At 42.2% G+C, this 24,027-nt stretch carries 21 protein-coding genes; 19 read left to right on the forward strand and 2 right to left on the reverse strand.

What is annotated here, in order from left to right:
• The first annotated feature begins 3 nt into the window (after positions 1-3).
• The 5 genes from NXV01_RS08435 to NXV01_RS08455 all read left to right on the forward strand — a co-directional run bounded on the left by NXV01_RS08435 (position 4) and on the right by NXV01_RS08455 (position 8,420).
• Positions 4-1,464, forward strand: coding sequence for a DUF3823 domain-containing protein (locus NXV01_RS08435; protein ID WP_259022170.1), 1,461 nt, complete (start codon positions 4-6; stop codon positions 1,462-1,464).
• Positions 1,465-1,567: 103 nt separating this feature from the next.
• Positions 1,568-3,781 carry an alpha-N-acetylglucosaminidase gene (locus tag NXV01_RS08440; RefSeq protein WP_259022171.1) on the forward strand — a complete coding sequence of 738 codons (2,214 nt, stop codon included), beginning with the start codon at positions 1,568-1,570 and terminating at the stop codon, positions 3,779-3,781.
• Complete coding sequence (locus NXV01_RS08445; protein ID WP_259022172.1) at positions 3,768-5,636, forward strand: hypothetical protein; 1,869 nt, start codon at positions 3,768-3,770, stop codon at positions 5,634-5,636. The genes NXV01_RS08440 and NXV01_RS08445 overlap by 14 nt, the downstream gene beginning before the upstream one ends.
• A gap of 33 nt (positions 5,637-5,669) precedes the next feature.
• Positions 5,670-7,355, forward strand: a complete 1,686-nt coding sequence (locus NXV01_RS08450; RefSeq protein WP_259022173.1) for a hypothetical protein — start codon at positions 5,670-5,672, stop codon at positions 7,353-7,355.
• A gap of 192 nt (positions 7,356-7,547) precedes the next feature.
• The gene (locus NXV01_RS08455) at positions 7,548-8,420 is read left to right on the forward strand and encodes a hypothetical protein (RefSeq protein ID WP_148366538.1); all 873 of its coding nucleotides are present in this window, start codon (positions 7,548-7,550) and stop codon (positions 8,418-8,420) included.
• Between the two features lie 633 nt (positions 8,421-9,053).
• On the opposite strand, the gene NXV01_RS08460 is transcribed toward NXV01_RS08455, so the two are convergent.
• Entirely contained in the window at positions 9,054-9,923 is an 870-nt protein-coding gene (locus NXV01_RS08460; RefSeq protein WP_148366537.1) for an NAD kinase, read from the reverse strand.
• Between the two features lie 148 nt (positions 9,924-10,071).
• On the opposite strand from NXV01_RS08460, the gene NXV01_RS08465 reads away from it, so the two are divergent.
• From NXV01_RS08465 to folE, 14 genes are all read left to right on the forward strand, one after another.
• Positions 10,072-10,788 carry a pyridoxine 5'-phosphate synthase gene (locus tag NXV01_RS08465; RefSeq protein ID WP_148366536.1) on the forward strand — a complete coding sequence of 239 codons (717 nt, stop codon included), beginning with the start codon at positions 10,072-10,074 and terminating at the stop codon, positions 10,786-10,788.
• A complete protein-coding gene (locus tag NXV01_RS08470; protein ID WP_148366535.1) occupies positions 10,785-11,501 on the forward strand; it encodes a MotA/TolQ/ExbB proton channel family protein in 717 nt (238 codons plus the stop codon). Before NXV01_RS08465 ends, NXV01_RS08470 begins: the two co-directional genes overlap by 4 nt.
• 7 nt (positions 11,502-11,508) lie before the next feature.
• Positions 11,509-11,961, forward strand: a complete 453-nt coding sequence (locus NXV01_RS08475; RefSeq protein WP_259022175.1) for a biopolymer transporter ExbD — start codon at positions 11,509-11,511, stop codon at positions 11,959-11,961.
• Positions 11,931-12,806: a cell envelope integrity protein TolA gene (locus NXV01_RS08480; protein ID WP_148366533.1), complete on the forward strand. Its 876-nt coding sequence runs from the start codon at positions 11,931-11,933 to the stop codon at positions 12,804-12,806. Before NXV01_RS08475 ends, NXV01_RS08480 begins: the two co-directional genes overlap by 31 nt.
• Positions 12,807-12,833: 27 nt before the next feature.
• Entirely contained in the window at positions 12,834-13,385 is a 552-nt protein-coding gene (locus tag NXV01_RS08485; RefSeq protein ID WP_148366532.1) for a DJ-1 family glyoxalase III, read from the forward strand.
• 7 nt (positions 13,386-13,392) lie between these two features.
• On the forward strand, positions 13,393-14,052 hold the full coding sequence (locus NXV01_RS08490; protein WP_148366531.1) for a 2-C-methyl-D-erythritol 4-phosphate cytidylyltransferase: 660 nt from the start codon (positions 13,393-13,395) through the stop codon (positions 14,050-14,052).
• Positions 14,053-16,149, forward strand: a complete 2,097-nt coding sequence (gene recG / locus NXV01_RS08495) for an ATP-dependent DNA helicase RecG (protein ID WP_195648623.1) — start codon at positions 14,053-14,055, stop codon at positions 16,147-16,149.
• Positions 16,150-16,372: 223 nt separating this feature from the next.
• Entirely contained in the window at positions 16,373-16,837 is a 465-nt protein-coding gene (ndk, locus tag NXV01_RS08500; RefSeq protein WP_148366529.1) for a nucleoside-diphosphate kinase, read from the forward strand.
• Positions 16,838-16,856: 19 nt separating this feature from the next.
• Positions 16,857-17,726, forward strand: coding sequence for a peptidoglycan DD-metalloendopeptidase family protein (locus NXV01_RS08505; RefSeq protein WP_148366528.1), 870 nt, complete (start codon positions 16,857-16,859; stop codon positions 17,724-17,726).
• Between the two features lie 122 nt (positions 17,727-17,848).
• Positions 17,849-18,391 (forward strand): DUF1599 domain-containing protein, encoded by a 543-nt coding sequence (locus tag NXV01_RS08510; RefSeq protein WP_004297257.1) that lies wholly within the window; start codon positions 17,849-17,851, stop codon positions 18,389-18,391.
• Positions 18,381-19,739 carry a BT_3928 family protein gene (locus tag NXV01_RS08515; RefSeq protein WP_148366527.1) on the forward strand — a complete coding sequence of 453 codons (1,359 nt, stop codon included), beginning with the start codon at positions 18,381-18,383 and terminating at the stop codon, positions 19,737-19,739. Before NXV01_RS08510 ends, NXV01_RS08515 begins: the two co-directional genes overlap by 11 nt.
• 106 nt (positions 19,740-19,845) lie before the next feature.
• A complete protein-coding gene (gene tpiA, locus NXV01_RS08520) occupies positions 19,846-20,604 on the forward strand; it encodes a triose-phosphate isomerase (protein ID WP_004307847.1) in 759 nt (252 codons plus the stop codon).
• A gap of 107 nt (positions 20,605-20,711) precedes the next feature.
• On the forward strand, positions 20,712-21,161 hold the full coding sequence (locus NXV01_RS08525) for an SPOR domain-containing protein (protein ID WP_148366525.1): 450 nt from the start codon (positions 20,712-20,714) through the stop codon (positions 21,159-21,161).
• Positions 21,162-21,168: 7 nt separating this feature from the next.
• Positions 21,169-21,759, forward strand: coding sequence for a GTP cyclohydrolase I FolE (folE, locus tag NXV01_RS08530; RefSeq protein WP_004324710.1), 591 nt, complete (start codon positions 21,169-21,171; stop codon positions 21,757-21,759).
• Positions 21,760-21,871: 112 nt separating this feature from the next.
• On the opposite strand, the gene dnaG is transcribed toward folE, so the two are convergent.
• Positions 21,872-23,953, reverse strand: a complete 2,082-nt coding sequence (gene dnaG / locus NXV01_RS08535; protein ID WP_259022176.1) for a DNA primase — start codon at positions 23,951-23,953, stop codon at positions 21,872-21,874.
• Positions 23,954-24,027 lie beyond the last annotated feature (74 nt).

Genomic DNA, 24,027 nt, shown 5'->3' on the forward strand with positions numbered 1-24,027 from the left:
AATATGAATAGAACTAGATTATATATAAATATCAAACTGTTACTGTTAGCAGTGTTAACGCTGAATCTGTCAGGGTGTGAACTTGACGAACGTGTGGATGACTTGACCGGTGGCTACGAAGGTGCTTTTATTGACAGGCTGACTGGTGAAAAGGTTGCTACCGAATATTATGGAGCTAAATTAAAGTTACTGGATCTGGAGTATGGAAATGTAGCGGTTCCCTTGGAGTATAACACACTTCCTGAAGGAACATATCGCAATACCAAAGTATACCCTTCGCGGTATAAAGTATGGGCGAACGGACCGTTCTTTGAGTTGGATACCATTTATGGTGATATCCGTAGTTTTAAGAAAATGGACTTGATTGTTACCCCCAACGTAACATTGAAAATCAAAAAAGTGGAAATGTTGTACGGTATTACAGCGAACGTCACTTTTACTTATCAGGTAAATGACGAACGCTCCAAGAATCAGGAAATAGGACTGGTATATGGTAAAGAACAATATCCCGGACAACGTACGGCTATGAATGAAAGCGAAAGCGGTTCACACACTTACAAACGAATAAAGAAGAATTTGACAGATTTGTCTGGAGAATTCACGGAAACTCTGTTCTTAAGCCCTAACAGCACATATTATCTAAGAGCTTTGGGACGTACGGAATCAGCAGGAGATTACTGGAATTATTCAGAACAGACTGTGATTAATACGACAGATGTCGATTTGTCTTCCTTACCAATTGAAGCCACTGTTGGAGTAAGTAGTGCCACTTCAGCTGTATTGCAGTGGGCATTTCCTCCTGTTGTTGACGAGATAAAGGTTTCTTATACGGATCGGGACGGTGAAGAGGTGATGGATAAATTTAAACCTACGGATTATTCGTATGTTGCCAATTTACCCCATAATCAAAAGAGCACAATCAAAGTACAACTTCTCTCAAAAGGAGTTTCCGGTCCTGAACAGACAATTGAAATACTGACCAAGCCATTGACGGATAAATATGTACCTGCCTCAAATACCCGTCCGGAAAATGTTCCCTTCTATAATGACTCGGAATTTAAAAAGTCATTATCCGGTGAATGGGCACTGATATACGGTCCTACAATCGGTGAAGACTGGTCCACTACCGATTTACGCTTTGAATATTTTGATTGGTGGGATACGTGGTTGATAGGATTTGCTGACCGTATGCCTGCTTGTCAGGATATAGAAAACTTTAAATCATTGACTATTCAGGGAGAAATACAAACGTTGGTTGATATTTTACCTTTTGTTAATCTGGAAACACTTTCTATCATAAAGGGTAAAGGATTCTCTGTGGATAAAACTATTAATCCGAAAGTTGACCTGACAGTCTTGAAGAAACTGAAGAAACTTAACACAGTTATTATAGGACCGGATGTGCCGCTTACTAAAAAGAATTTTGATGATGCTGGGCTTACACATCTGGCGATTACCAACTAAGTGGGTAATCACACTACTCCCTTTGACAAACGAGTGTGTCTAATGGGCAACATCGGATACATTCGTTTTTAAAAAGCAATATATAAATGAAAATATAAATAATATGTGTAAGATTAAATGTTTATTTCTACTGATGTTGGTCGTATTGTGTTCTTCCTGCAAAGAAAGTACTGAAGACGAAAAAACGATGCAACAGATGGTAGAACGTCTATTCCCGAAGTATGCTTCCCAATTTAGTTTTGAACAATCAGAGAAGATTGCTAAAGATTGGTATGAAGTAGAAGCGAAAGGAGGAACGGTACAAATACGGGGAAATAACGCAAATTCTATGGCTGTAGGGTTGAATTATTATCTGAATCATTACTGCCTTACTTCTGTTTCCTGGTATGTGAATGATACGGTGGAGATGCCGGAAGTATTACCGATGCTGCCAACAAAAATAACTTCGACTGCTCGTTGTGAGAACCGTTTCTTTCTTAATTACTGTACGTTCGGTTATACAATGCCATGGTGGACATGGAAGGACTGGGAACGGTTGATTGACTGGATGGCTTTAAATGGAATCAATATGCCTTTGGCAATCACCGGGCAAGAATCCGTTTGGTATCGTGTATGGACAAAATTGGGATTGACAGATGAGGAGATACGAAACTATTTCACGGGGCCAGCTCACTTGCCTTGGCATCGTATGTCTAACCTGGATTATTGGCAGGGACCTCTGCCTAAAGAATGGTTGGATACACAAGAGGCATTGCAGAAACAAATCGTTGCCCGTGAGCGTCAATTTAATATGCGTCCCATACTTCCTGCATTTGCCGGGCATGTGCCGTCAGAACTTAAAAGAATCTATCCGGAAGCGAAGATTAGCCGGATGAGTTCTTGGGGAGGTTTTGAGGATAAATACAGAAGCCATTTCCTGGATCCGCTTGACCCGTTGTTTGCAACTATACAGAAAGAGTTTCTGGAAGAGCAAACTAAGTTGTTCGGAACAGATCATATTTATGGGGCAGACCCTTTTAATGAAGTAGCCCCTCCAAGTTGGGAGCCGGAGTTTTTAGCCAATTGTTCAAAGCATATTTATCAATCGATGGCACATGTTGATCCGGATGCTACTTGGCTACAAATGACATGGTTATTCTATATTGACCGACATCTATGGACAAATGAACGGGTAAAAGCTTTCTTGAAAGCAGTTCCACAAGATAAACTGTTGTTATTGGACTATTATTGTGAGAATACTGAAGTCTGGAAACAAACAGACCGCTATTTCGGACAGCCGTATTTATGGTGCTATTTAGGAAATTTCGGAGGAAATACAATGCTTGCTGGAAACACAAAAGAAGTGGGGAAACGAATCGAAAATGTATATGCCAATGGTGGAGAAAACTTTTCAGGACTGGGTTCTACTTTGGAGGGGTTTGATGTAAATCCTTTCATGTATGAATATGTTTTCAGTAAAGCATGGGATTGTAATCTTCCGGACTCTGTATGGATAGACCAACTGGCAGACAGACGGATTGGCTTGAAAAACCAACAAATGCGTCGGGCATGGAAATTACTTTATGACAGTGTTTATACAGTACCGGCTGCTTTGGGACAGGGAACATTGATGAATGCACGTCCTTGTTTAAAAGGAAATGGCAATTGGACGACCACACCTACGATAGCGTATTCCAATGAAACGTTGTTTGAGGTATGGGAGATGTTGCTAAAAGCCGGAGAACATCAAAATTCTGATTATGAGTATGATGTTGTTAATATCGGAAGGCAAGTGCTGGGAAATTATTTCAGGAAGCTTCGCGATGAATTTGCGGAAGCTTATTCCCGGAAGCAATTACCGTTGCTGGAGCAAAAAGGAGCTGAAATGAAACAACTACTGCGTGATGTTGATACTTTGTTAAGTACACAATCTTCTTTTTTGTTGGGAAAATGGATTGGAGACGCCCGTTCATTGGGTACGGACGAAGCTTCTAAAAACTATTACGAAGAGAATGCCCGTAATATCGTTTCAACCTGGGGAGATAAGGACCAGAGTTTAAACGATTACGCCAATCGTACTTGGGGAGGTTTGGTCTCGGGATATTATACGCCTCGTTGGGAAATGTTTATAGATGAAGTTGTCCGCTCTGTTTCTAACAAGCAACCGTTTAATGCTGATGCTTTTCATCAAAGAGTGACACAGTTTGAAATCGACTGGGTAAAGTCGCACGAACGTTATTCTTCCGAGCCAGTTGGTAATGCTGTCGAGATTGCGACTTTATTGATGAATAAATACAAGGATTCAATTATAAAAGAAAAACACAATGAGAATAATTAGTTATATTGCAAGTGTAATCATCACTTTTTCTGTATTGGCTATCATGAGCGGATGCAAAGATTCGGAAGTTGTTGATGACGGATTTCGTACAACAATGGCTAAAGCCTCTGATGTAAAATTAAATAAGGTTGCCTATTGGCCTGGAGATCCTGTAAATTGCTCTTTTACTTTGAAAAATGAAACGAACTATCCGATGGATATTCGTGAAGTAAAAGTGGTAATTCAGAATCTGGATGATGGCGGGTGTATATTGACTGAAAAGTCCGTTGCTTCCCATATTCAAATAGAATCGGGGCAATCTGTTCCTGTGGATGCCGGAACACTGTATATTCTTCCGGCTGCATTAAAACCTTCTTCCTTCTGTGCAGTCAAGTTCCTTTTGGATTTTGAAGATGGGATAACCACCACAATTGACGGAACATATTTCAGGGCTGTTAATGAGCACTCGCTGTTGACTTACGATATTCAGAAAATAGATTATCAGGGACTTCCAGTTTATCGTCAGATAGGAGATATGAGTGCCGGGTTCGGTGTATTAAAGACAATGGTTGCTTTCGATCAGGGAATGGCTGCCACTATGGAGGAGGCTCCGCAGGGTGGTACTTATCCGGTTGCGCCTACTCCGGAGTTTTTGCAACGTTCCGTTCGCAAAACTGTTGAGCTTTACAATTCGGAGATTGGAACTTCCACAAAAATAAAGAGAGTGGTGATCGGAACAGGGATTGCATCCGTTTCTTACTTTGCAACAATGATGGGGGCCGCCTACTTGCCTATTCATTATCTGGTATCGGCTAATTCAGCTTCCGAAGTACAAGCTATACTCGATTATTCCAATCAAAATGGATATGCATCTTATGCTACATTGGGTTATGATGGTTCTATGCCCGGAGTGGGAGTGGCTTGGATAAAATTATTGGATTTGCCGGAAGAATATAAGCAATTTATAAAAGATCATCAGGTGGAAGAAGTCTATATTTATGGAGTAGGTCAGGAAGGGCATGGTGAATCTTATTCTCGAAGAGTCTTGACGCAGGGCACAATTTCCAATGAATATGCACCAGGTTCTTTATATATATTGTATACCAACTTTGGTTCGGATGCCGATATTGACGCATTGAAACATCGGTTGTACGATTATAATCAGTTGAAGTTGGGCGAAGGACAATATATATCTGATTGGGAAAGTGGCATTGTTAATGATCAGATAACCAATATATCCGGCGCTGCGCAAGCGATGGCAAGTGTGAAAGCCTATACAATTGAGACTGATGACATGATGGCCTTGTATAATATATCTTCTTTCTTAACGCTCCAATATATAAAAAAGAACCAGAGCAAGTTGCAGGCACCTTTTGTAAATGGAGTTATTTTTAACGAGTATCTTACTAATCACCCTCAATATGAAGCGTTTGTAGGATGTATACCTTTATTATACTGGCAATTTAATTCGGCGGCTTCTACCGTAGAACGTATTGATGGCTATCTGAAGCCTGCTATTGCCGGATATTTCCCAGATGTTGCCGATCATCTGCATGAGGGATATTTCTATCTGAATTCTAATATGAGACGTTATGAATTTTATGATGAGTTGATAGCAAGAGGCGTTTCTTCGGAAAATATTAGAATTAGACAGAGTGTAGATAAATGGAATCCGGAAGATGATGGAGAAACGGAAGAGTATTTGGGACACGTTAATCATAAAATAGGCTCGGCTGAAGAGTTTGCCTATGATATAATTGAACGTATTGGGGTTCAGAAGTATCGGGATATGGTTAAGTCGATGGAGTACTTGACATTGGAGGAACTTCGTACTATTTGTGCACAGGTTGGAAATATGAGATTAGTAGAACATTGATATAACACTAAGTTTAAGATTTAGATTAACGAAATGAATATAAAACAATTGATGGTAACTTTCTTCATTGCACTTTTGGCAGGAGGAGAGATTGGAGCTCATGTACTAACGGATAAATTTGTTTATTCGCAAGGGGAGAAGGTCGTATTTTCTTTTGATGGGAAGTCAGAAAATAAAACGATTATACTGAAATATTTGTCTAAGGAAGGGGAACCGGTTCTTGCGGAGATTAGCGGAGAGCCATTTGTTTGGGAAGTCCCTTTAGAATTTACGCCTGCAGCCGTAGGTATTTATCAAAAGGAGGAGGGGCAGTTGACATATTCTTCTTATTTTAGGGTGGTAACTCCGGGAATGTTGACTACCTATCAGATCGCTAGAGAGGAATATAAAGGGTTGAATGTATTTATGCTTGATGGTGGGATGAGTGCGGAATATGCTGTCCAAAAGTCTTTGGCTAATCTGACGGCAGGTGTGAGTCATACCTGGTTGATAGGCCCGGGAGGAGGTCCTAAACCGGTATGGGGGACACCTGATTTCCTTCAGCAATCCGTTCGACATACAGTGAATTTATATAATGAACATTTGGGTAAGTCGAAGAAACTTAAAACTGTGATAATATCTACGGGAGTACCGACGGTACCTTATCTTTCCGCAGCTATGGAGGCCCCTGTGTTACCGTTGCATTTTTTGGTTTCTGTCAATTCTACCAAAGAAGTATCTTCCATATTAGAATATTCCTCGCAAACTGGAGTTCCCTGTTATGCTACATTGGGATATGATGCTTCTATGGATGATGTCGGAGTTGCTTGGATAAAATTGTTGGCTTTGCCTGATGAATACCGGAAGTTTATAATAGAGCATGAAGTAGAAAACGTAATTATCGCAGGCATAGGGGAGGACGTGAAAAGTGAATCTTATTGCCGGAAAATAAGTAAAACAGGAGTGGATAGTCAGGAGTATGCAAACGGTTCTCTTTATATCTTATATACTCAATCTGGTTCAGAGCATGATATCCATACAATATCAAGAAATATTGTGGACTATAATATGTTATCTCTTGAAAAAGGTAAGGACTTGGCCGATTGGGAGAGCGGTGTTGTTAACAGACAAATTGATAATATATCAAAAGGTATTCGTGAACATACTCCGGCACAAGTCTATTCTTTGATTGCTACTCACGATATGATGGATATGTATAATCTCGGTGCAAACATGGGTATGTACTTTATGTATAAGAATCGGAATCAAACAAAGGTTTCCGTACAAGGGACTTATTTAAATGAGTATTTAATATCACAACCTTTGTATGAATTGACTCAAGGATATATTCCATTATTGTTTTGGCAGTTTGTCCCTCCTGTATCAACGATCGATAGGATAAAACGTGATCTACAGAAAGTGGTGGATGCTTATGAGAAAGGTGTTCTTTTGGAGAATAAAACCGTACATGTGAATGCACGCGTCGGGAAAGAAGAATTGCTGCAGGAACTGAAGAAAAGGGGATTTCGGTTTGTTACTAAGCGCAAAGATAATGTGGAAGAATTGTGGGATTTATCAGATGGGATAAATTCTCCTTGTGAAGAAGTCGTACAGAATATCGTAGAACAGATTGGAGCTCGGAGATATAAGGAATTGTGCAAAAATGCTTTATATTTGGATTTGGATGATCTCAAGCAATTGGTAGAAGATGTGCCGGGATTAACCTTTCAGTCTCTTTGATAAAAGGGCGGAAGGAATGTGATTCAATCTCTATAGACTTAATTATGTCTCTTAACCTGACTGGGTTGATAAACTAATTAGTTAAAATTATATGGATTAGCAGGGAGTTATAAAAAAACTCTCTGCTTTTATACTTGACTTCTGTTGCGAAATGATTACTTTTGCGCACGTTATCAATTCACAACTGAAACTATGAGTAAAAAAAGCCTTCTTATTGCGGCCGTGGCTATCTTGGTGATAGCTATTATTGGTATTACTTATTTATTGTTTACCGAAAAACAAGCTAACCGGGAGTTAGTGCAGGAATTCCAATTAGACAAGGAAGATCTGGAAAACGAATATGCCCGTTTTGCACAACAATATGATGAGTTAAAGATGACGATTTCTAATGACTCTTTATCTCAATTACTGGAACAGGAACAATTGAAAACTCAACGTCTATTGGAGGAACTTCGTACTGTGAAGAGCTCGAATGCGACAGAGATTCGTCGTTTAAAGAAAGAATTGGCTACTTTGCGTAAGGTAATGGTTGGCTATATCAATCAGATCGACTCTTTGAATAAACTGACTGCACAGCAGAAACAGGTCATAGCTGAAGTGACTCAAAAGTATAATCAGGCTTCACGACAGATCGATAACCTTTCTGAAGAAAAGAAGAATCTGAATAAAAAGGTGACGTTAGCCGCACAACTCGATGCAACTAATATTCGTATCGAACCACGCAATAAACGTGGCAAAGCTGCAAAGAAAGTGAAAGACGTGGTGAAGCTGGCTATCAGTTTCACGGTCGTGAAGAATATAACCGCTGAAAACGGTGAACGTACCATCTATATACGTATTACCAAACCCGATAATGATGTACTGACCAAGAGTGCATCCAATACTTTCCCTTATGAAAACCGTACATTGGTTTATTCAATTAAGAAGTATATTGAATATAATGGAGAAGAACAGAATATCAATGTGTTTTGGGATGTAGAAGAGTTTCTATATGCCGGAAATTATCGGGTAGATATTTTTGAAGGCGGGAACCTGATAGGTTCGCAGTCGTTTACATTAAATTAATATCGGGGTATTTTTCTCTCTACCGATATTTTAATTTCCTTCTATATTAACTAATCCGATGGTCTGTTTTTAATATTTCTTCGGGTAACAGTTGTTCTTTTATGGATGAACTGGAGAAAGAACTGCATAAATAATTGCAATAATATACAGAAAATAGGGCGAGCGTAGCATGAATTTGCATATAATATGCCGCTTTTTAATCATAGAAGCCTTCATTGGATTAAAACCAACGAGATGTCCCTCACCGAGGAAGGATAAGTTCCTCGGTGAGGGACAACTCTTTTCTCGGTGAGGAACTCATATAGGAAGGATTGGAAACTGTTTTTTTCTCTAGTTTGTATGCGAATAAAGATAAGGAGAAACTGATAAAATGAATGACTCTTGTCTATAAAAGAATGATTTGTAAATGCAATCAGGGTATTTTAATCTTATCGGGTAAATATAGGGGAAAATAATGTCAATGTGATTTCTGAAGATAGTAAATCCCGGCCTTTTTTGTCTTTAGTTGGAATCCTATACCCAAATTGTTGCATTCTCAACAGCTTGAATGTCCCTTTTTTTAGAAGTTCTATTTTTAAGTACCGTATAGTTGAATCAGGCGATGAGGAATAACGGTTGTATAATGTAAACTGCTTACCGTCTTCCATCAGCTCCCCACATCATCTTGCTGCGGAGTGTATCGAAAAAAATGTGATTAAAACGTTTCACCACCTTTACACTGTAATCTGCCCGGCGAATGGTTAGTTGAGTCGTTTCTTTGCAGGTTTCGCTCCTCCCGTCAATGGCGACGAGGAAGTTGTGACTTCTGCTTTCTACATCTAATGTAATCTCCCAATCATCCCGAATAACGATAGGGCGGACGTTGAGACTATGCGGAGCTACCGGAGTGATGACAACCGTGTTGGAATGGGGAACCATAATCGGACCACCTACACTCAAAGAATAGGCTGTGGAGCCGGTAGGAGTCGCAATTACCAGCCCGTCAGCCTGATAAGTATTCAGATACGCACCATTAATAGCTGTTCGGATACTAATCATTGATGAACTGTCCCGTTTAAGAATGGCAATTTCGTTGAGGGCATACGGAGAATCTTGAAGATGTTTGTCGTTGCAGATCAACTGAAGTACACTTCGTTCCTCTACACTATATCTTCCGGCTTGGATTTCATCGAATGTTTCCTCCATTTCTTCCGGTGAAATATCAGCTAGAAACCCTAGACGTCCTGTGTTAATTCCCAGAATAGGGATCCCTTTTCTTCCTACGCGGCGGGCAGCTTTCAGAAATGTTCCGTCGCCTCCGATACTGATTACCATATCGGCAGTAAAATCATCACCATCAAATAATAGATCTGCTTCAATATCCATATTTTCTGAAACTAGGAATTGGTAAAATTCCCTGCACATACCAATCTCTGCTCCCTGTTTCTTTAAAAGTTTAAACAAGGTGACAGCATGAGAAGACTTTTTAGCCTGATAAGTATTTCCGAAAATGGCAAATTTCATAAGCAACATCATTAGTTCAGGATGCAAATTTGGCATTTTTTCTTGGATTTCTACTTTAAATAACCAAAAAAGAGTAGAGAATGCGTTTCGTATTATTAGGCAACTAATAATAATATTTGTATTTTTGCGGCAAATATAACGTAGAACTATGACTAAATTAAGTGTAAACATAAACAAGATTGCTACACTAAGAAATGCTCGCGGGGGAAATGTGCCCGATGTAGTAAAGGTGGCGCTTGATTGTGAATCTTTTGGTGCTGATGGTATCACCGTTCATCCCCGTCCTGACGAGCGTCACATTCGTCGTTCGGATGTATATGATTTGCGTCCTCTGTTGCGGACAGAATTCAATATTGAAGGTTATCCGTCCCCGGAATTTATTGACTTAGTGTTGAAAGTAAAACCTCATCAGGTTACTTTAGTTCCCGATGATCCTTCACAGATCACCTCCAATTCCGGTTGGGATACGAAAGCAAATCTGGAATTTCTGACTGAAGTTCTCGATCAATTTAACAGTGCCGGCATCCGTACTTCCGTTTTTGTAGCGGCTGATCCTGGAATGGTGGAATATGCGGCAAAAGCAGGGGCGGATCGTGTCGAACTGTATACAGAACCTTATGCAACAAACTATCCTAAGAATCCGGAAGCGGCCATCGCTCCTTTTATCGAAGCTGCGAAGACTGCCCGTAAACTGGGGATCGGATTGAACGCCGGTCATGATTTAAGTCTGGTGAATTTAAATTATTTCTATAAAAACATTCCTTGGGTGGATGAAGTGTCTATCGGACATGCGTTGATTAGCGATGCACTGTATCTGGGACTCGAACGTACCATTCAGGAATATAAAAACTGTCTACGCTCATGAATGCAATGATCTTGTTAGCCCAAGGGGCTATGAATATGGCCGACTCACTGGCTACTGCCAACCCCGTGCTGACGGAGGTAAACACTCCTGAAATGAACATGCTTGATATGGCTGTCAAGGGTGGATGGATTATGATTGTGCTGGGCGTACTGTCGGTTGTCTGCTTCTATATCCTGTTTGAACGTAACTATATGATTCGCAAGGCAGGAAAAGAGGACCCCATGTTTATGGAACGGATTAAAGACTATATTCATAGTGGAGAGATCAAAGCGGCTATTAACTATTGCCGCACGATGAATACTCCTTCGGCACGTATGATAGAAAAAGGAATCAGCCGTTTGGGACGTCCTATTAACGATGTGCAGGTAGCTATTGAGAATGTGGGTAATATTGAAGTTGCAAAGCTGGAAAAAGGACTGACTGTGATGGCAACTATTTCCGGAGGCGCTCCGATGCTCGGATTTCTCGGTACGGTGACCGGTATGGTACGTGCTTTCTACGAAATGGCGAATGCCGGAAGCGGAAACATTGATATCACTTTGCTTTCCGGAGGTATCTATGAAGCTATGATTACAACGGTCGGTGGTCTGATTGTCGGTATCATCGCTATGTTTGCCTACAATTATCTGGTGATGCTGGTAGACCGTGTGGTAAATAAAATGGAATCTCGTACAATGGAGTTCATGGACTTGTTGAACGAGCCTGCAAAATAATTGGCAGATGGGATTAAAAAGAAGAAATAGAGTATCGCCCAATTTCAGCATGGCCTCCATGACGGACGTCATTTTCCTGTTGCTGATATTCTTTATGATAACCTCTACGGTGGTGTCGCCCAATGCCATCAAGGTATTGTTGCCTCAAGGCAAGCAGCAGACTTCGGCCAAACCGCTGACAAGAGTGGTTATCGATAAGGACTTGAATTTCTATGCCGCTTTCGGCAATGAAAAAGAGCAGCCGGTGGCGCTGAACGATCTGACCTCTTTTTTGCAGAGTTGTGCAGAGAAGGAACCGGAAATGTATGTGGCATTGTATGCGGATGAATCGGTACCTTACCGTGAGATTGTAAGGGTATTGAACATTGCAAACGAGAATCATTTTAAGATGGTGCTGGCTACCCGCCCGCCTGAAAAAAATAAGAAACAATGGACAGAAGAAAAAAGGGTGAATACATAGGAGCGCTCGGTGCACTATTGGTGCATGTGGCAGTGATTGCTCTTTTGATTCTGGTGAGCTTTACTGTCCCCCAACCGGATGAAGATGCAGGTGGAGTGCCCGTGATGCTGGGGAATGTGGACGCAGCGAGCGGTTTTGATGATCCTTCTCTGGTAGATGTGGATATTATGGATGAAGATGCGGCAGCACCGCCTGCAGAAACAGAACCGCAACTTCCTTCGGAACAGGATTTACTGACACAGACTGAAGAGGAAACGGTCACTTTGAAACCTAAAGCGGAAGAACCGAAAAAAGAAACGGTGAAACCTAAAGAGGTGGTCAAGCCGAAAGAGCCGGTGAAGAAGCCGGAAAAAACGGAAGCGGAAAAAGCTGCGGAGGCGAAACGACTGGCGGAGGAAAAAGCGGAACGTGAACGTAAAGCTGCCGAAGAGGCTGCTAAAAAGAGGGTGGCCGGTGCGTTCGGAAAAGGAGCGCAAATGACAGGTAATAAAGGAACAGCAGATAGTGGCACGGGAACCGAAGGTAGCAAAGAAGGTAATTCTTCTACCGGAGCGAAGACCGGAACTGGTGGTTATGGAACATTTGACCTTGGCGGACGTTCTTTAGGTACGGGTAGTTTGCCGAAGCCTGTATATAACGTGCAGGAAGAAGGACGTGTAGTGGTGAATATCACCGTGAATCCCGCAGGACAAGTAGTGTCGACCAGCATTAGCCCTCAAACGAACACTGTAAACTCTGCTTTACGTAAAGCAGCGGAGGATGCAGCTAAGAAAGCCCGTTTTAATACGATCGATGGAGTGAATAACCAGACAGGGACAATCACCTATTATTTTAACTTGAGATAGTATCATTAACCAAATATATTAAGCATTATGGGAACTGTATACGCTTTTTTTGCAGATGGTTTTGAAGAAATTGAAGCCTTTACTGCTATTGACACGTTGAGACGTGCCGGACTGAATGTAGAAATCGTATCCGTTACACCGGATGAAATTGTAGTGGGAGCACATGATGTATCTGTTCTTTGCGATATCAATTTCGAGAATTGCGATTTCTTCGATGCTGAACTTTTGTTGTTGCCGGGAGGAATGCCGGGAGCTGCTACACTTGACAAGCACGAAGGATTGCGTAAATTGATTCTTGATTTTGCTGCAAAAGGTAAACCTATTGCTGCCATTTGTGCTGCTCCGATGGTGTTGGGTAAACTGGGGCTGCTGAAAGGAAAGAAGGCTACCTGTTATCCGAGTTTCGAACAATATCTGGATGGCGCCGAATGTGTAAATGCACATGTCGTACGTGATGGAAACATCATTACGGGGATGGGACCAGGTGCTGCTATGGAATTTGCCTTGGCAATCGTTGATCTGTTGGCAGGTAAAGAAAAAGTAGGCGAACTGGTAGAAGCGATGTGCGTTAAACGCTAAACCGCCCATGAAGAAATATGTAATCATTGTCGCCGGTGGAAAGGGCTTGCGAATGGGAAGTGATCTCCCCAAACAATTCCTTCCCATGGGTGATAAACCTGTGTTGATGCATACCCTGGAAGTCTTCAGGAGATATGACGAGACACTTCAAATCATATTGGTGCTTCCGCAGGAGCAACAAAGTTTCTGGAAGCAACTTTGTGATAAACATCATTTTACGGTGAAACATGTCCTTGCGGAAGGAGGTGAAACACGTTTCCATTCCGTAAAGAATGGGCTGGCATTGGTGCAAGAGCCGGGATTGGTGGGGGTGCATGATGGAGTACGCCCGTTTGTATCAGTGGAAGTGATTCGCCGTTGTTATGAGTTGGCAGAGGTGCAGAAAGCCGTGATTCCTGTGGTGGATGTAGTAGAGACACTTCGCCATTTGACAGATGCCGGAAGTGAAACAGTCAGCCGGATGGATTACAAACTGGTGCAAACGCCGCAAGTGTTCGATGTAGAGTTGCTGAAACAAGCCTACGCACAGGAATTTACCCCCTTCTTTACAGATGATGCTTCTGTTGTGGAAGCGATGGGAATGCCCGTTTATCTGGCAGAAGGCAACCGTGAAAATATAAAAATAACAACTCCTTTCGATTTAAAAGTGGGGAGTGCTCTTTTATAAATGTTTGATTTAGCCACACGCGACATAAAATTTATCTCCGGTGTAGGCCCTCAAAAAGCCGCTGTATTAAATAAGGAGTTGGAAATCTACTCCTTGCACGATTTAATTTATTATTTCCCTTATAAATATATTGACCGGAGCCGCATCTATTACATTCATGAAATAGATGGCAATATGCCGTATATTCAGTTGAAAGGAGAAATCCTCGGTTTTGAGACTATTGGTGAAGGACGGCAACGCCGTCTGACAGCGCATTTCTCGGATGGCACAGGAGTCGTTGATTTGGTGTGGTTTCAAGGCATAAAGTATATCTTGGGAAAGTATAAACTTCACGAGGAATATATCATCTTTGGCAAACCGACTGTTTTCAACGGACGTATCAATGTGGCGCATCCCGATATAGATAAACCGGATGATTTGAAACTTTCCTCGGTGGGACTGCAACCTTATTACAGTACGACGGAGAAGATGAAACGCAGTTTCCTCAACTCTCACGCGATTGAGAAGATGATGGCAACGGTGATTCAGCAGATACAGGAACCTCTGCCTGAAACACTTTCTCCCAAGTTGCTGACGGAGCATCATTTGATGCCTTTGACGGAAGCGCTCCGGAATATCCACTTCCCGACCAATCCCGATGTCCTTCGTCGGGCACAATACCGTCTTAAATTTGAAGAACTGTTTTATGTTCAGTTAAACATTCTCCGATATGCCAAAGACAGGCAGAAAAGGTATCGTGGATACATCTTTGAAAGAGTGGGAGATGTGTTCAATACATTTTATGCAAAGAATCTTCCTTTCCAACTGACGGGGGCGCAGAAACGGGTATTGAAAGAGATACGGAACGATGTCGGCAGTGGCAGGCAGATGAATCGTCTTTTGCAGGGAGATGTAGGAAGCGGAAAAACACTGGTTGCCTTGATGAGTATGTTGCTGGCATTGGATAATGGCTATCAGGCTTGTATGATGGCACCTACCGAAATCCTGGCAAACCAGCACTACGAAACCATCAAGGAATTGCTTTTTGGCATGGACATTCGTGTTGAGCTACTGACAGGTTCTATTAAAGGAAAAAGGAGAGAAGCGATTCTGACCGGATTGCTGACCGGAGATGTGCAGATATTAATAGGAACCCATGCCGTTATTGAAGATACTGTCAATTTCTCCTCTTTAGGTTTCGTTGTGATTGACGAACAACATCGTTTTGGCGTGGCTCAGCGTGCCCGTCTTTGGAGTAAGAATGTTCAACCTCCGCATGTACTTGTAATGACTGCCACTCCCATTCCCCGTACGTTGGCGATGACCTTGTATGGCGACTTGGACGTGTCTGTGATTGATGAACTTCCTCCCGGAAGAAAACCGATTACTACCATCCATCAATTCGACAATCGCCGGGAAAGCATGTATCGTTCGGTGCGTAAGCAGATCGACGAAGGACGTCAGGTTTATATTGTCTATCCGCTGATTAAAGAGAGCGAAAAGATTGATTTGAAGAATCTTGAAGAAGGATATCAGCATATTCTGGAAGAGTTTCCGAAGTGTACGGTTTGCAAAGTGCATGGCAAAATGAAGCCTGCCGAGAAAGACGAACAAATGCAACTTTTTGTTTCGGGTAAAGCACAGATCATGGTAGCTACCACCGTCATCGAAGTGGGAGTGAACGTTCCGAATGCTTCGGTGATGATTATAGAAAATGCAGAACGTTTCGGGTTATCGCAGTTACATCAGTTGCGCGGCCGGGTGGGGCGTGGAGCAGAACAGTCTTATTGTATTCTGGTGACGAATTACAAGTTGACGGAGGACACCCGGAAGCGATTGGAAATCATGGTGCGCACCAATGATGGCTTTGAAATAGCAGAAGCCGATTTGAAATTGCGTGGTCCCGGTGATCTTGAAGGTACACAGCAAAGTGGCATTGCTTTCGATTTGAAGATTGCGGATATTGTCCGCGACGGGCAACTGTTGCAATACGTTCGTGCTATAGCTGAAAGTATTGTAGAACAAGACCCTGCAGCACAAAGTCCGGAGAACGAAATCTTATGGCGACAGCTTAAAGCCTTACGGAAAACGAATGTTAACTGGGCTGCCATAAGTTGAAAAACGGTTAAACATGCAGTTTATTTGCGTAAATGTGTTGCAAAACATATTTCGTCTCTATCCTCCCTATTTATAGGAGTTTAACGCCCTGATTGCCCCTTCTTTCCGTACTAAGCATCTGAAAAATAGTTAATAACTCCCTTGCCTTTTCATAGGAAAATACTATCTTTGGAGGAATTTTTTTAGTAAATGTATTGTTTAACCATTTGTAAAGTCGAGTATTATGCTTGAAAAAACGCTGGTCATTTTAAAACCGTGTACCCTTCAACGGGGATTGGTTGGTGAGATTACTCACCGCTTTGAACGTAAAGGATTGCGGTTGGCCGGCATGAAGATGGTGCAACTGACTGATGAATTGTTAAGCGAACATTATGCCCACCTTAGCGGCAAACCTTTCTTTCAGCGTGTGAAAGATTCGATGATGACAGCTCCTGTCATTGTTTGTTGTTTCGAAGGTGTGGATGCTATTCAAACAGTCCGTACGTTGGCGGGACCGACTAATGGACGTTTGGCTGCCCCAGGCACCATTCGTGGGGATTACAGTATGAGCTTTCAAGAGAATATAGTTCATACATCCGATTCTCCGGAGACCGCAGCTATTGAATTAACGAGATTTTTTAAACCGGAAGAAATATTCGATTACAAGCAGGCAACATTTGACTACCTGTACGCAAACGACGAATATTAATTGAATTGACAAAGAACGAATGAATTTTAGCATTATTAAAACAGGATTGGTCGCTGTTGCGGCTATGGTCAGTCTGAGCTCTTTCTCGCAAGACCTGATTGCCCGCCAAGCACCGATAGACAAGAAATTAAAATCAGTAGACTCTTTGGCCTTGCAGAAGCAAATCCGCGCCGAACAGTCCGAATATCCCGCCCTAAGTCTTTATCCAAACTGGAACAACCAGTATGTGCATGCTTACGGAAATGCTATTATCCCTGAAACGTATACAATTGACCTGACTGGTTTCCATATGCCAACTCCGAGTACTAAAATTACTTCGCCTTTCGGGCCTCGTTGGAGAAGAATGCATAATGGCCTTGACTTGAAGGTTAATATCGGTGATACAATCGTTGCTGCTTTTGACGGTAAAGTGCGTGTAGTGAAGTATGAGCGCAGAGGTTATGGTAAGTACGTTGTTATCCGTCATGATAATGGATTGGAAACTGTATACGGACACTTGTCTAAACAATTGGTTGAAGATAATCAGCTGGTGAAAGCCGGTGAACCGATTGGTCTGGGTGGTAACACCGGACGTTCTACTGGTTCGCATCTTCATTTCGAAACCCGCTTCCTGGGAATTGCCATTAATCCGATTTATATGTTCGACTTCCCGAAACAGGATATCGTTGCCGATACTTATACGTTCCGCAAAGCAAAAGGCGTGAATCGTGCAGGTTCTCATGACACTCAGGTGGCTGACGGTGCTATCCGTTATCACAAGGTGAAGAGTGGCGATACATTGTCCCGCATTGCTAAGTTACGCGGCGTATCAGTCAGCACGCTTTGCAAACTGAACCGCATCAAACCAACCACGACTTTGCGTATCGGACAGGTTTTGCGTTGTTCATAAAATAGATAGCTTATAAAACAGTAATACAATATCTTTAGAAGAGGGCACTTTAATATAATTTAGAGTGCCCTCTTTCTGTTTTTACTTAATTATTGTTACCTTTGCGCACTATTTGGAAGAAGATGAAAGATACCAAGCAACAATTTGAACATGTCATCGCCTTGTGCCGTGACTTATTTTCCAAGAAGCTGCACGATTACGGGCCTGCATGGCGTATCCTGCGTCCGGCTTCGGTGACTGACCAGATTTTTATTAAAGCCAATCGGATTCGTAGTATTGAGACCAAAGGAGTGACCTTGATTGACGAGGGAATCCGTGCAGAGTTTATTGCGATTGTCAATTATGGCATTGTCGGACTCATCCAGTTGGAGCTGGGGTATGCCGAATCTGCCGACATCAGCAATGAAGAAGCGATGGCTTTATACGATAAGTATGCAAAAGAGGCATTAGACCTGATGCTTGCCAAAAACCATGATTATGATGAAGCCTGGCGGAGCATGCGTGTCAGCTCTTACACAGACTTGATCTTGATGAAGATTTACCGTACCAAGCAGATTGAGAGCCTGGCCGGCAACACATTGGTGTCAGAGGGAATTGATGCCAATTATATGGATATGATTAATTACTCTGTTTTCGGACTGATTAAGATAGAATTTGAAGGATAAGAACTTACATATCATTCAGGAGGTAGTGGCGAATATGTGTCGCTTTCTTTTGGCGGCATCGTTCATCTTTTCCGGATTTGTAAAGGCAGTTGATCCACTGGGGTTCCAGTATAAGATACAGGATTATCTGACCGCATTCGGAATGGATTCCTGGTTTCCTTCATTCTTCCCTTTATTGGGAGGCATCACTTTATCAGCTATTGAGTTTTTTATCGGTATCTCCTTATTCTTTGCTACCAGAAGAACCTTGGCTACTTCATTGGCTTTGATGCTGATGATTTTCATGACACCACTGACTTTGTATCTTGCCATCTTTGATCCGGTTTCGGATTGTGGCTGTTTTGGAGATGCCTGGGTGTTGACAAACTGGGAGACATTCGGGAAGAATATAGTTCTGCTGTTTGCAGCAATGATGGCTTTCCGTCACAGAAGGATGCTGATTCGTTTTATCAGTGTGAAGATGGAATGGTTGGTTTCTCTCTATACGCTGTTTTTTGTGTTTACTTTGTCATTCTATTGTCTGGACCGTCTGCCTGTTTTAGATTTTCGTCCTTACAAGATCGGAAAGAATATTCTGGAAGGGATGACAATGCCCGAAGGAGCGAAACCGAGTGTATATGAAAGCATCTTTATCTTGGAAAAGAACGGAGAGAAGAAAGAATTTACGTTGGATAACTATCCGGATAGTACCTGGACATTTATCGACACGCGGACAGTCTTAAAGGAAAAAGGATATGAACCGGCTATTCACGATTTCTCTATGATTGATCTGAATACGGGTGAGGATATAACAGACGATGTATTGACGGATATAGGATACACCTTCCTGTTGGTTGCCCATCGGATTGAAGAGGCGGATGATAGTAACATTGATTTGATTAATGAGATATATGACTATTCGGTGGAGCATGGCTATAAGTTTTACTGCCTCACTTCTTCACCGGAAGAGCAGATCGAATTGTGGAAGGACAAGACGGGAGCCGAATATCCTTTCTGTCAGATGGATGATATTACATTAAAGACGATGGTTCGTTCCAATCCGGGATTGATACTGATTAAGAACGGAACAATTCTGAATAAATGGAGCGATGAGGATATACCGGATGAATATGTGCTGACGGACAAGCTGGAAAATCTGCCGTTAGGAAAGCAGAAAGTGAGCAGTGATACTCATACGGTGGGATATGTATTCTTATGGTTTGTTATTCCGTTGTTGTTAGTGCTCGGAGTGGATGTTTTGGTCGTTCGCCGCAGAGAACGGAAAAACGCGAAGCGGAAGCAACGAGAGGAAGAGGTGAAAAACAAAGAAATGGAAATAAAGAACCAAGGAATAGAAGAACGAGAATAAGAAATGAATGATAACGATCGACCCTCTGTAACGAACACTAATTTCAATCGTTCAATCGTCAATCGTCCAATCGTAAATTTATTAACCCTTTAAAATAAAAAACAAAATGAGAAAGAACATTGTTGCAGGAAACTGGAAAATGAACAAAACCCTTCAAGAGGGTATCGCTTTGGCTAAAGAACTGAACGAAGCATTGGCTAACGAAAAGCCTAACTGTGATGTAATCATCTGTACTCCGTTTATCCACCTGGCTTCTGTTACTCCGTTGGTAGACGCTGCAAAGATCGGTGTAGGTGCTGAAAACTGTGCAGACAAAGCATCAGGTGCATATACAGGTGAAGTTTCAGCTGAAATGGTTGCTTCTACAGGTGCAAAATATGTAATTCTGGGACACTCTGAACGTCGTGCATACTACGGTGAAACAGTTGCTATCCTGGAAGAAAAAGTAAAATTGGCTTTGGCTAACGGCCTGACTCCGATTTTCTGTATCGGTGAAGTGTTGGAAGAACGCGAAGCTAACAAGCAGAACGAAGTGGTAGCTGCACAGATGGAATCTGTATTCTCTCTGTCTGCTGAAGACTTCTCTAAGATTGTATTGGCTTACGAACCGGTTTGGGCTATCGGTACAGGTAAAACTGCTTCTCCTGAACAAGCACAGGAAATCCATGCTTTCATCCGTTCTATCGTAGCTGACAAGTATGGTAAAGAAATCGCAGACAATACTTCTATCCTTTACGGTGGTAGCTGTAAACCTTCTAACGCTAAAGAACTGTTCGCTAACCCGGACGTTGATGGTGGTTTGATTGGTGGTGCTGCTTTGAAAGTATCTGATTTCAAAGGTATCATTGATGCCTTCAACGCATAATTAAAACTTTTTCAGGCACGGATTTCACGGATTACACGGTGTTTTTGTCTATGAAATCTTAAAAACCGTATAGTCCGCGTAATCCGTGCCTAAATACTGTTTATTAAATGAAGAAAATAGCCTTACTTACTTTGTTGCTGGCTTTGGCAAGTGTTGGCATACAAGCGCAAAGTATTATCAAGAGTCTGGAACGTAACATTCCGGGGCAAGGAAAGGTGACTATCCATCAAGACCCCCGCATTGAGGCTCTCATAGGTATGGAACGTCCTGCAACAGGTGAACAGAAAGTAATAAAGACTTCCGGGTTCAGAATTCAGGCGTATGCCGGTAACAATACTCGTCAGGCGAAGAATGATGCTTATCATGTGGCATCACGTGTGAAAGAGTATTTTCCTGAATTGACGGTATATACTTCGTTCAATCCACCTCGTTGGCTTTGTCGTGTAGGTGATTTCCGTAGCATTGAAGAAGCGGACGCAATGATGCGTCGGTTGAAAGCTACCGGTGTGTTCAAAGAGGTTTCTATTGTAAGAGACCAGATCAATATCCCTTTATAATTGTATCATGTTAGAAAAAGAAGAAATTGTTTCTCCGAATCTGGAGGAGTTGAAGAGTCATTATCGTAGTATTATAACTTTGTTGGGTGAAGATGCCGAAAGGGAAGGGTTATTAAAAACTCCGGAACGGGTGGCTAAGGCAATGTTAAGCTTGACGAAAGGGTATCATATGGATCCTCATGAAGTGCTTCGTTCCGCTAAATTCCAGGAAGAATATAGTCAGATGGTGATTGTGAAAGATATCGATTTCTTCTCTCTTTGCGAACATCATATGTTGCCGTTCTACGGAAAGGCGCATGTGGCTTATATTCCTAACGGCTATATCACGGGGTTGAGTAAGATTGCCCGTGTAGTCGATATATTCTCTCATCGTCTGCAAGTGCAGGAACGCATGACACTGCAAATCAAAGAGTGCATTCAGGAAACCCTGAATCCACTGGGTGTAATGGTAGTGGTGGAAGCCAAACACATGTGCATGCAGATGCGTGGTGTAGAAAAACAAAACTCTATTACTACTACTTCTGACTTTACCGGAGCTTTCAATCAGGCAAAGACTCGTGAAGAGTTTATGAATCTGATTCAACACGGAACTTTGTAGAGAAGACCTCTAAAAAATGCGATTTTGTTCCAGCACCGGGGAACGTAGGCTTCGGCATCAATGAAGAGGGTGTGCGGCACCGGTGAAGGCATGGCTTCGCACCGATGAAGATTTATCGCAGAACAACCCGGTCTCCCAAGCGTTTTGCCATGATGCTTTGTACGGTTCTCAACTCATTATAGCGTTGCATAAGTGAGTCACATTTCTCATTATCATGGGCAAGAGCAGGATCTTGTAGGGCATAAAGCATGTGTTTTAATTCCTCTGTTACGATTGCATACTTGAAGTTAATCATTAACATCGGAACCAGTTCATAGAGCCGTTCTTCATCCGTCACGATCTTTTGGGACTTGGAGTGATATTTACTAAGCTGATAACGCACATTAATCAAGTCTACACTCAATTTACTGATTACCGGATCAGGATGTGCCAGGAAATAACGTTCGGCAATGAAGTTGGCATCGTGCATGTGTGCGGCAGCTTCCGATAACATTTGGCGGTGCAGCGGATTATGGAAGGCCAATTCATCCTCTTTCAGATCATTAACCACATATTCTATGACGGTTACCGGAATTTCATTTCCTTCTTCATCGGTCAGGTTACACATGATTTTCTCTCCATAACGAACTACCGCCTGTAATATCAGCCGTTCGAATTTGTAGAATTCCTGCCCTTCCTTTCCTTCCTGTGGAATAAAGGAAGCATAGCTGTCTTCCTGCAGAGCAGGAGGAACATCTGTATATCCGCCATCCACTTCAGGAGGCAACGGGATATCTCCATTAGGTATTGGAACATCTTCAGGAGGTGTGCTACCCTGTGACATCATAGCTGTTCTTTCAGCCATCCGGCGTTCCCGTTCCGTTTGCTCGGCTCGCTTTTCCGCTTGAGTTTCCCGCCTCTTGGCAACTTCCGATACAAGCAGTTTGTCTTCTACATGAAGTAGTTGGGCACATTCTTTGATATAGACATCTCTAACAATCGCTTCCGGAATGACAGAGATACTTTGCACCAGGTTACCAATCAGTTCCGCACGCTTGATAGGGTCTTTTCCTGCATCCTCCAGCAATAAGTTCGTTTTGAAGCGGATAAAGTCCGTTTCATGTTCCGAGATGAAGGCTTGAAACTCCGTAGAGTTATGTTTACGGGCAAAAGAGTCCGGGTCGTCCCCATCGGGAAGAAGACAGACTTTGATATTCATCCCTTCCTCCAATAACATATCAATTCCCCGGATAGAAGCCTTGATACCTGCTGCGTCACCGTCATAAAGCACCGTCATATTGTTGGTGAACCGATGGATCATACGGATTTGTCCTGGCGTGAGGGCTGTTCCCGAAGAAGCAACCACATTCTCTATGCCGGATTGATGCATGGAGATCACATCCGTGTAACCTTCAACTAGAAAGCAGCGGTCTTGCTTTACAATAGCCTGTTTGGCGAAATATATACCGTATAATTCGTTGCTTTTGTGGTAAATTTCCGATTCGGGCGAATTGACGTATTTAACTTTAACCCCTTTCGTTGCACTGGCAAGTACACGTCCGCCAAAAGCCACCACTTTGCCGGAAAGCGTGTGGACAGGAAAGATAACACGTCCCCAAAAACGATCCCGTAACCGGTGGTCATCCGTTTCATAACAAAGTCCGGTCTTTACCAGATACTCTTTCTTATATCCTTTTTGGATTGCTTCTTTGGAAAATGCATCATGACTTTCGGTGCAGTAGCCTAACTGGAATTTCTCAATAATGTCATCGCGAAAGCCACGATTACGGAAATAGGCCATACCGATGCTACGGCCGTCTATATGATTCTTTAGTATATTCTGGAAATAATCGCGTGCAAAGTTATTGACAATAAACAGACTTTCACGTTCGCTTTGCACAAACTTCTCCTCGTCACTTAATTCCCGTTCCTTGATTTCGATATTATATTTCTTGGCAAGGTACTTCAATGCTTCCGGATAAGACATCTGCTCGTGCTCCATAATGAAATGCACGGCATTTCCACCTTTTCCACAAGCAAAACACTTGCATAATCCTTTGGCGGGAGAGACATAAAAAGAAGGGGTTTTATCACTGTGGAACGGACACAAACCGACGTAATTGACACCACGTTTGCGCAGGGTGACAAAATCTGAAACGACATCTATAATTTGTGCCGCATCTAATATCCGGTCTATGGTAATTTGATCTATCATTCTTTCTCCTGTGAATCCGTTTTTGCGGATACAAAGGTACACATAAAAAAATCCCCTGCAAAGAACTTTTTTGC

Origin of the sequence: Bacteroides sp. BFG-606 (assembly GCF_024788145.1) — a bacterium.
Classification (GTDB): domain Bacteria; phylum Bacteroidota; class Bacteroidia; order Bacteroidales; family Bacteroidaceae; genus Bacteroides; species Bacteroides vicugnae.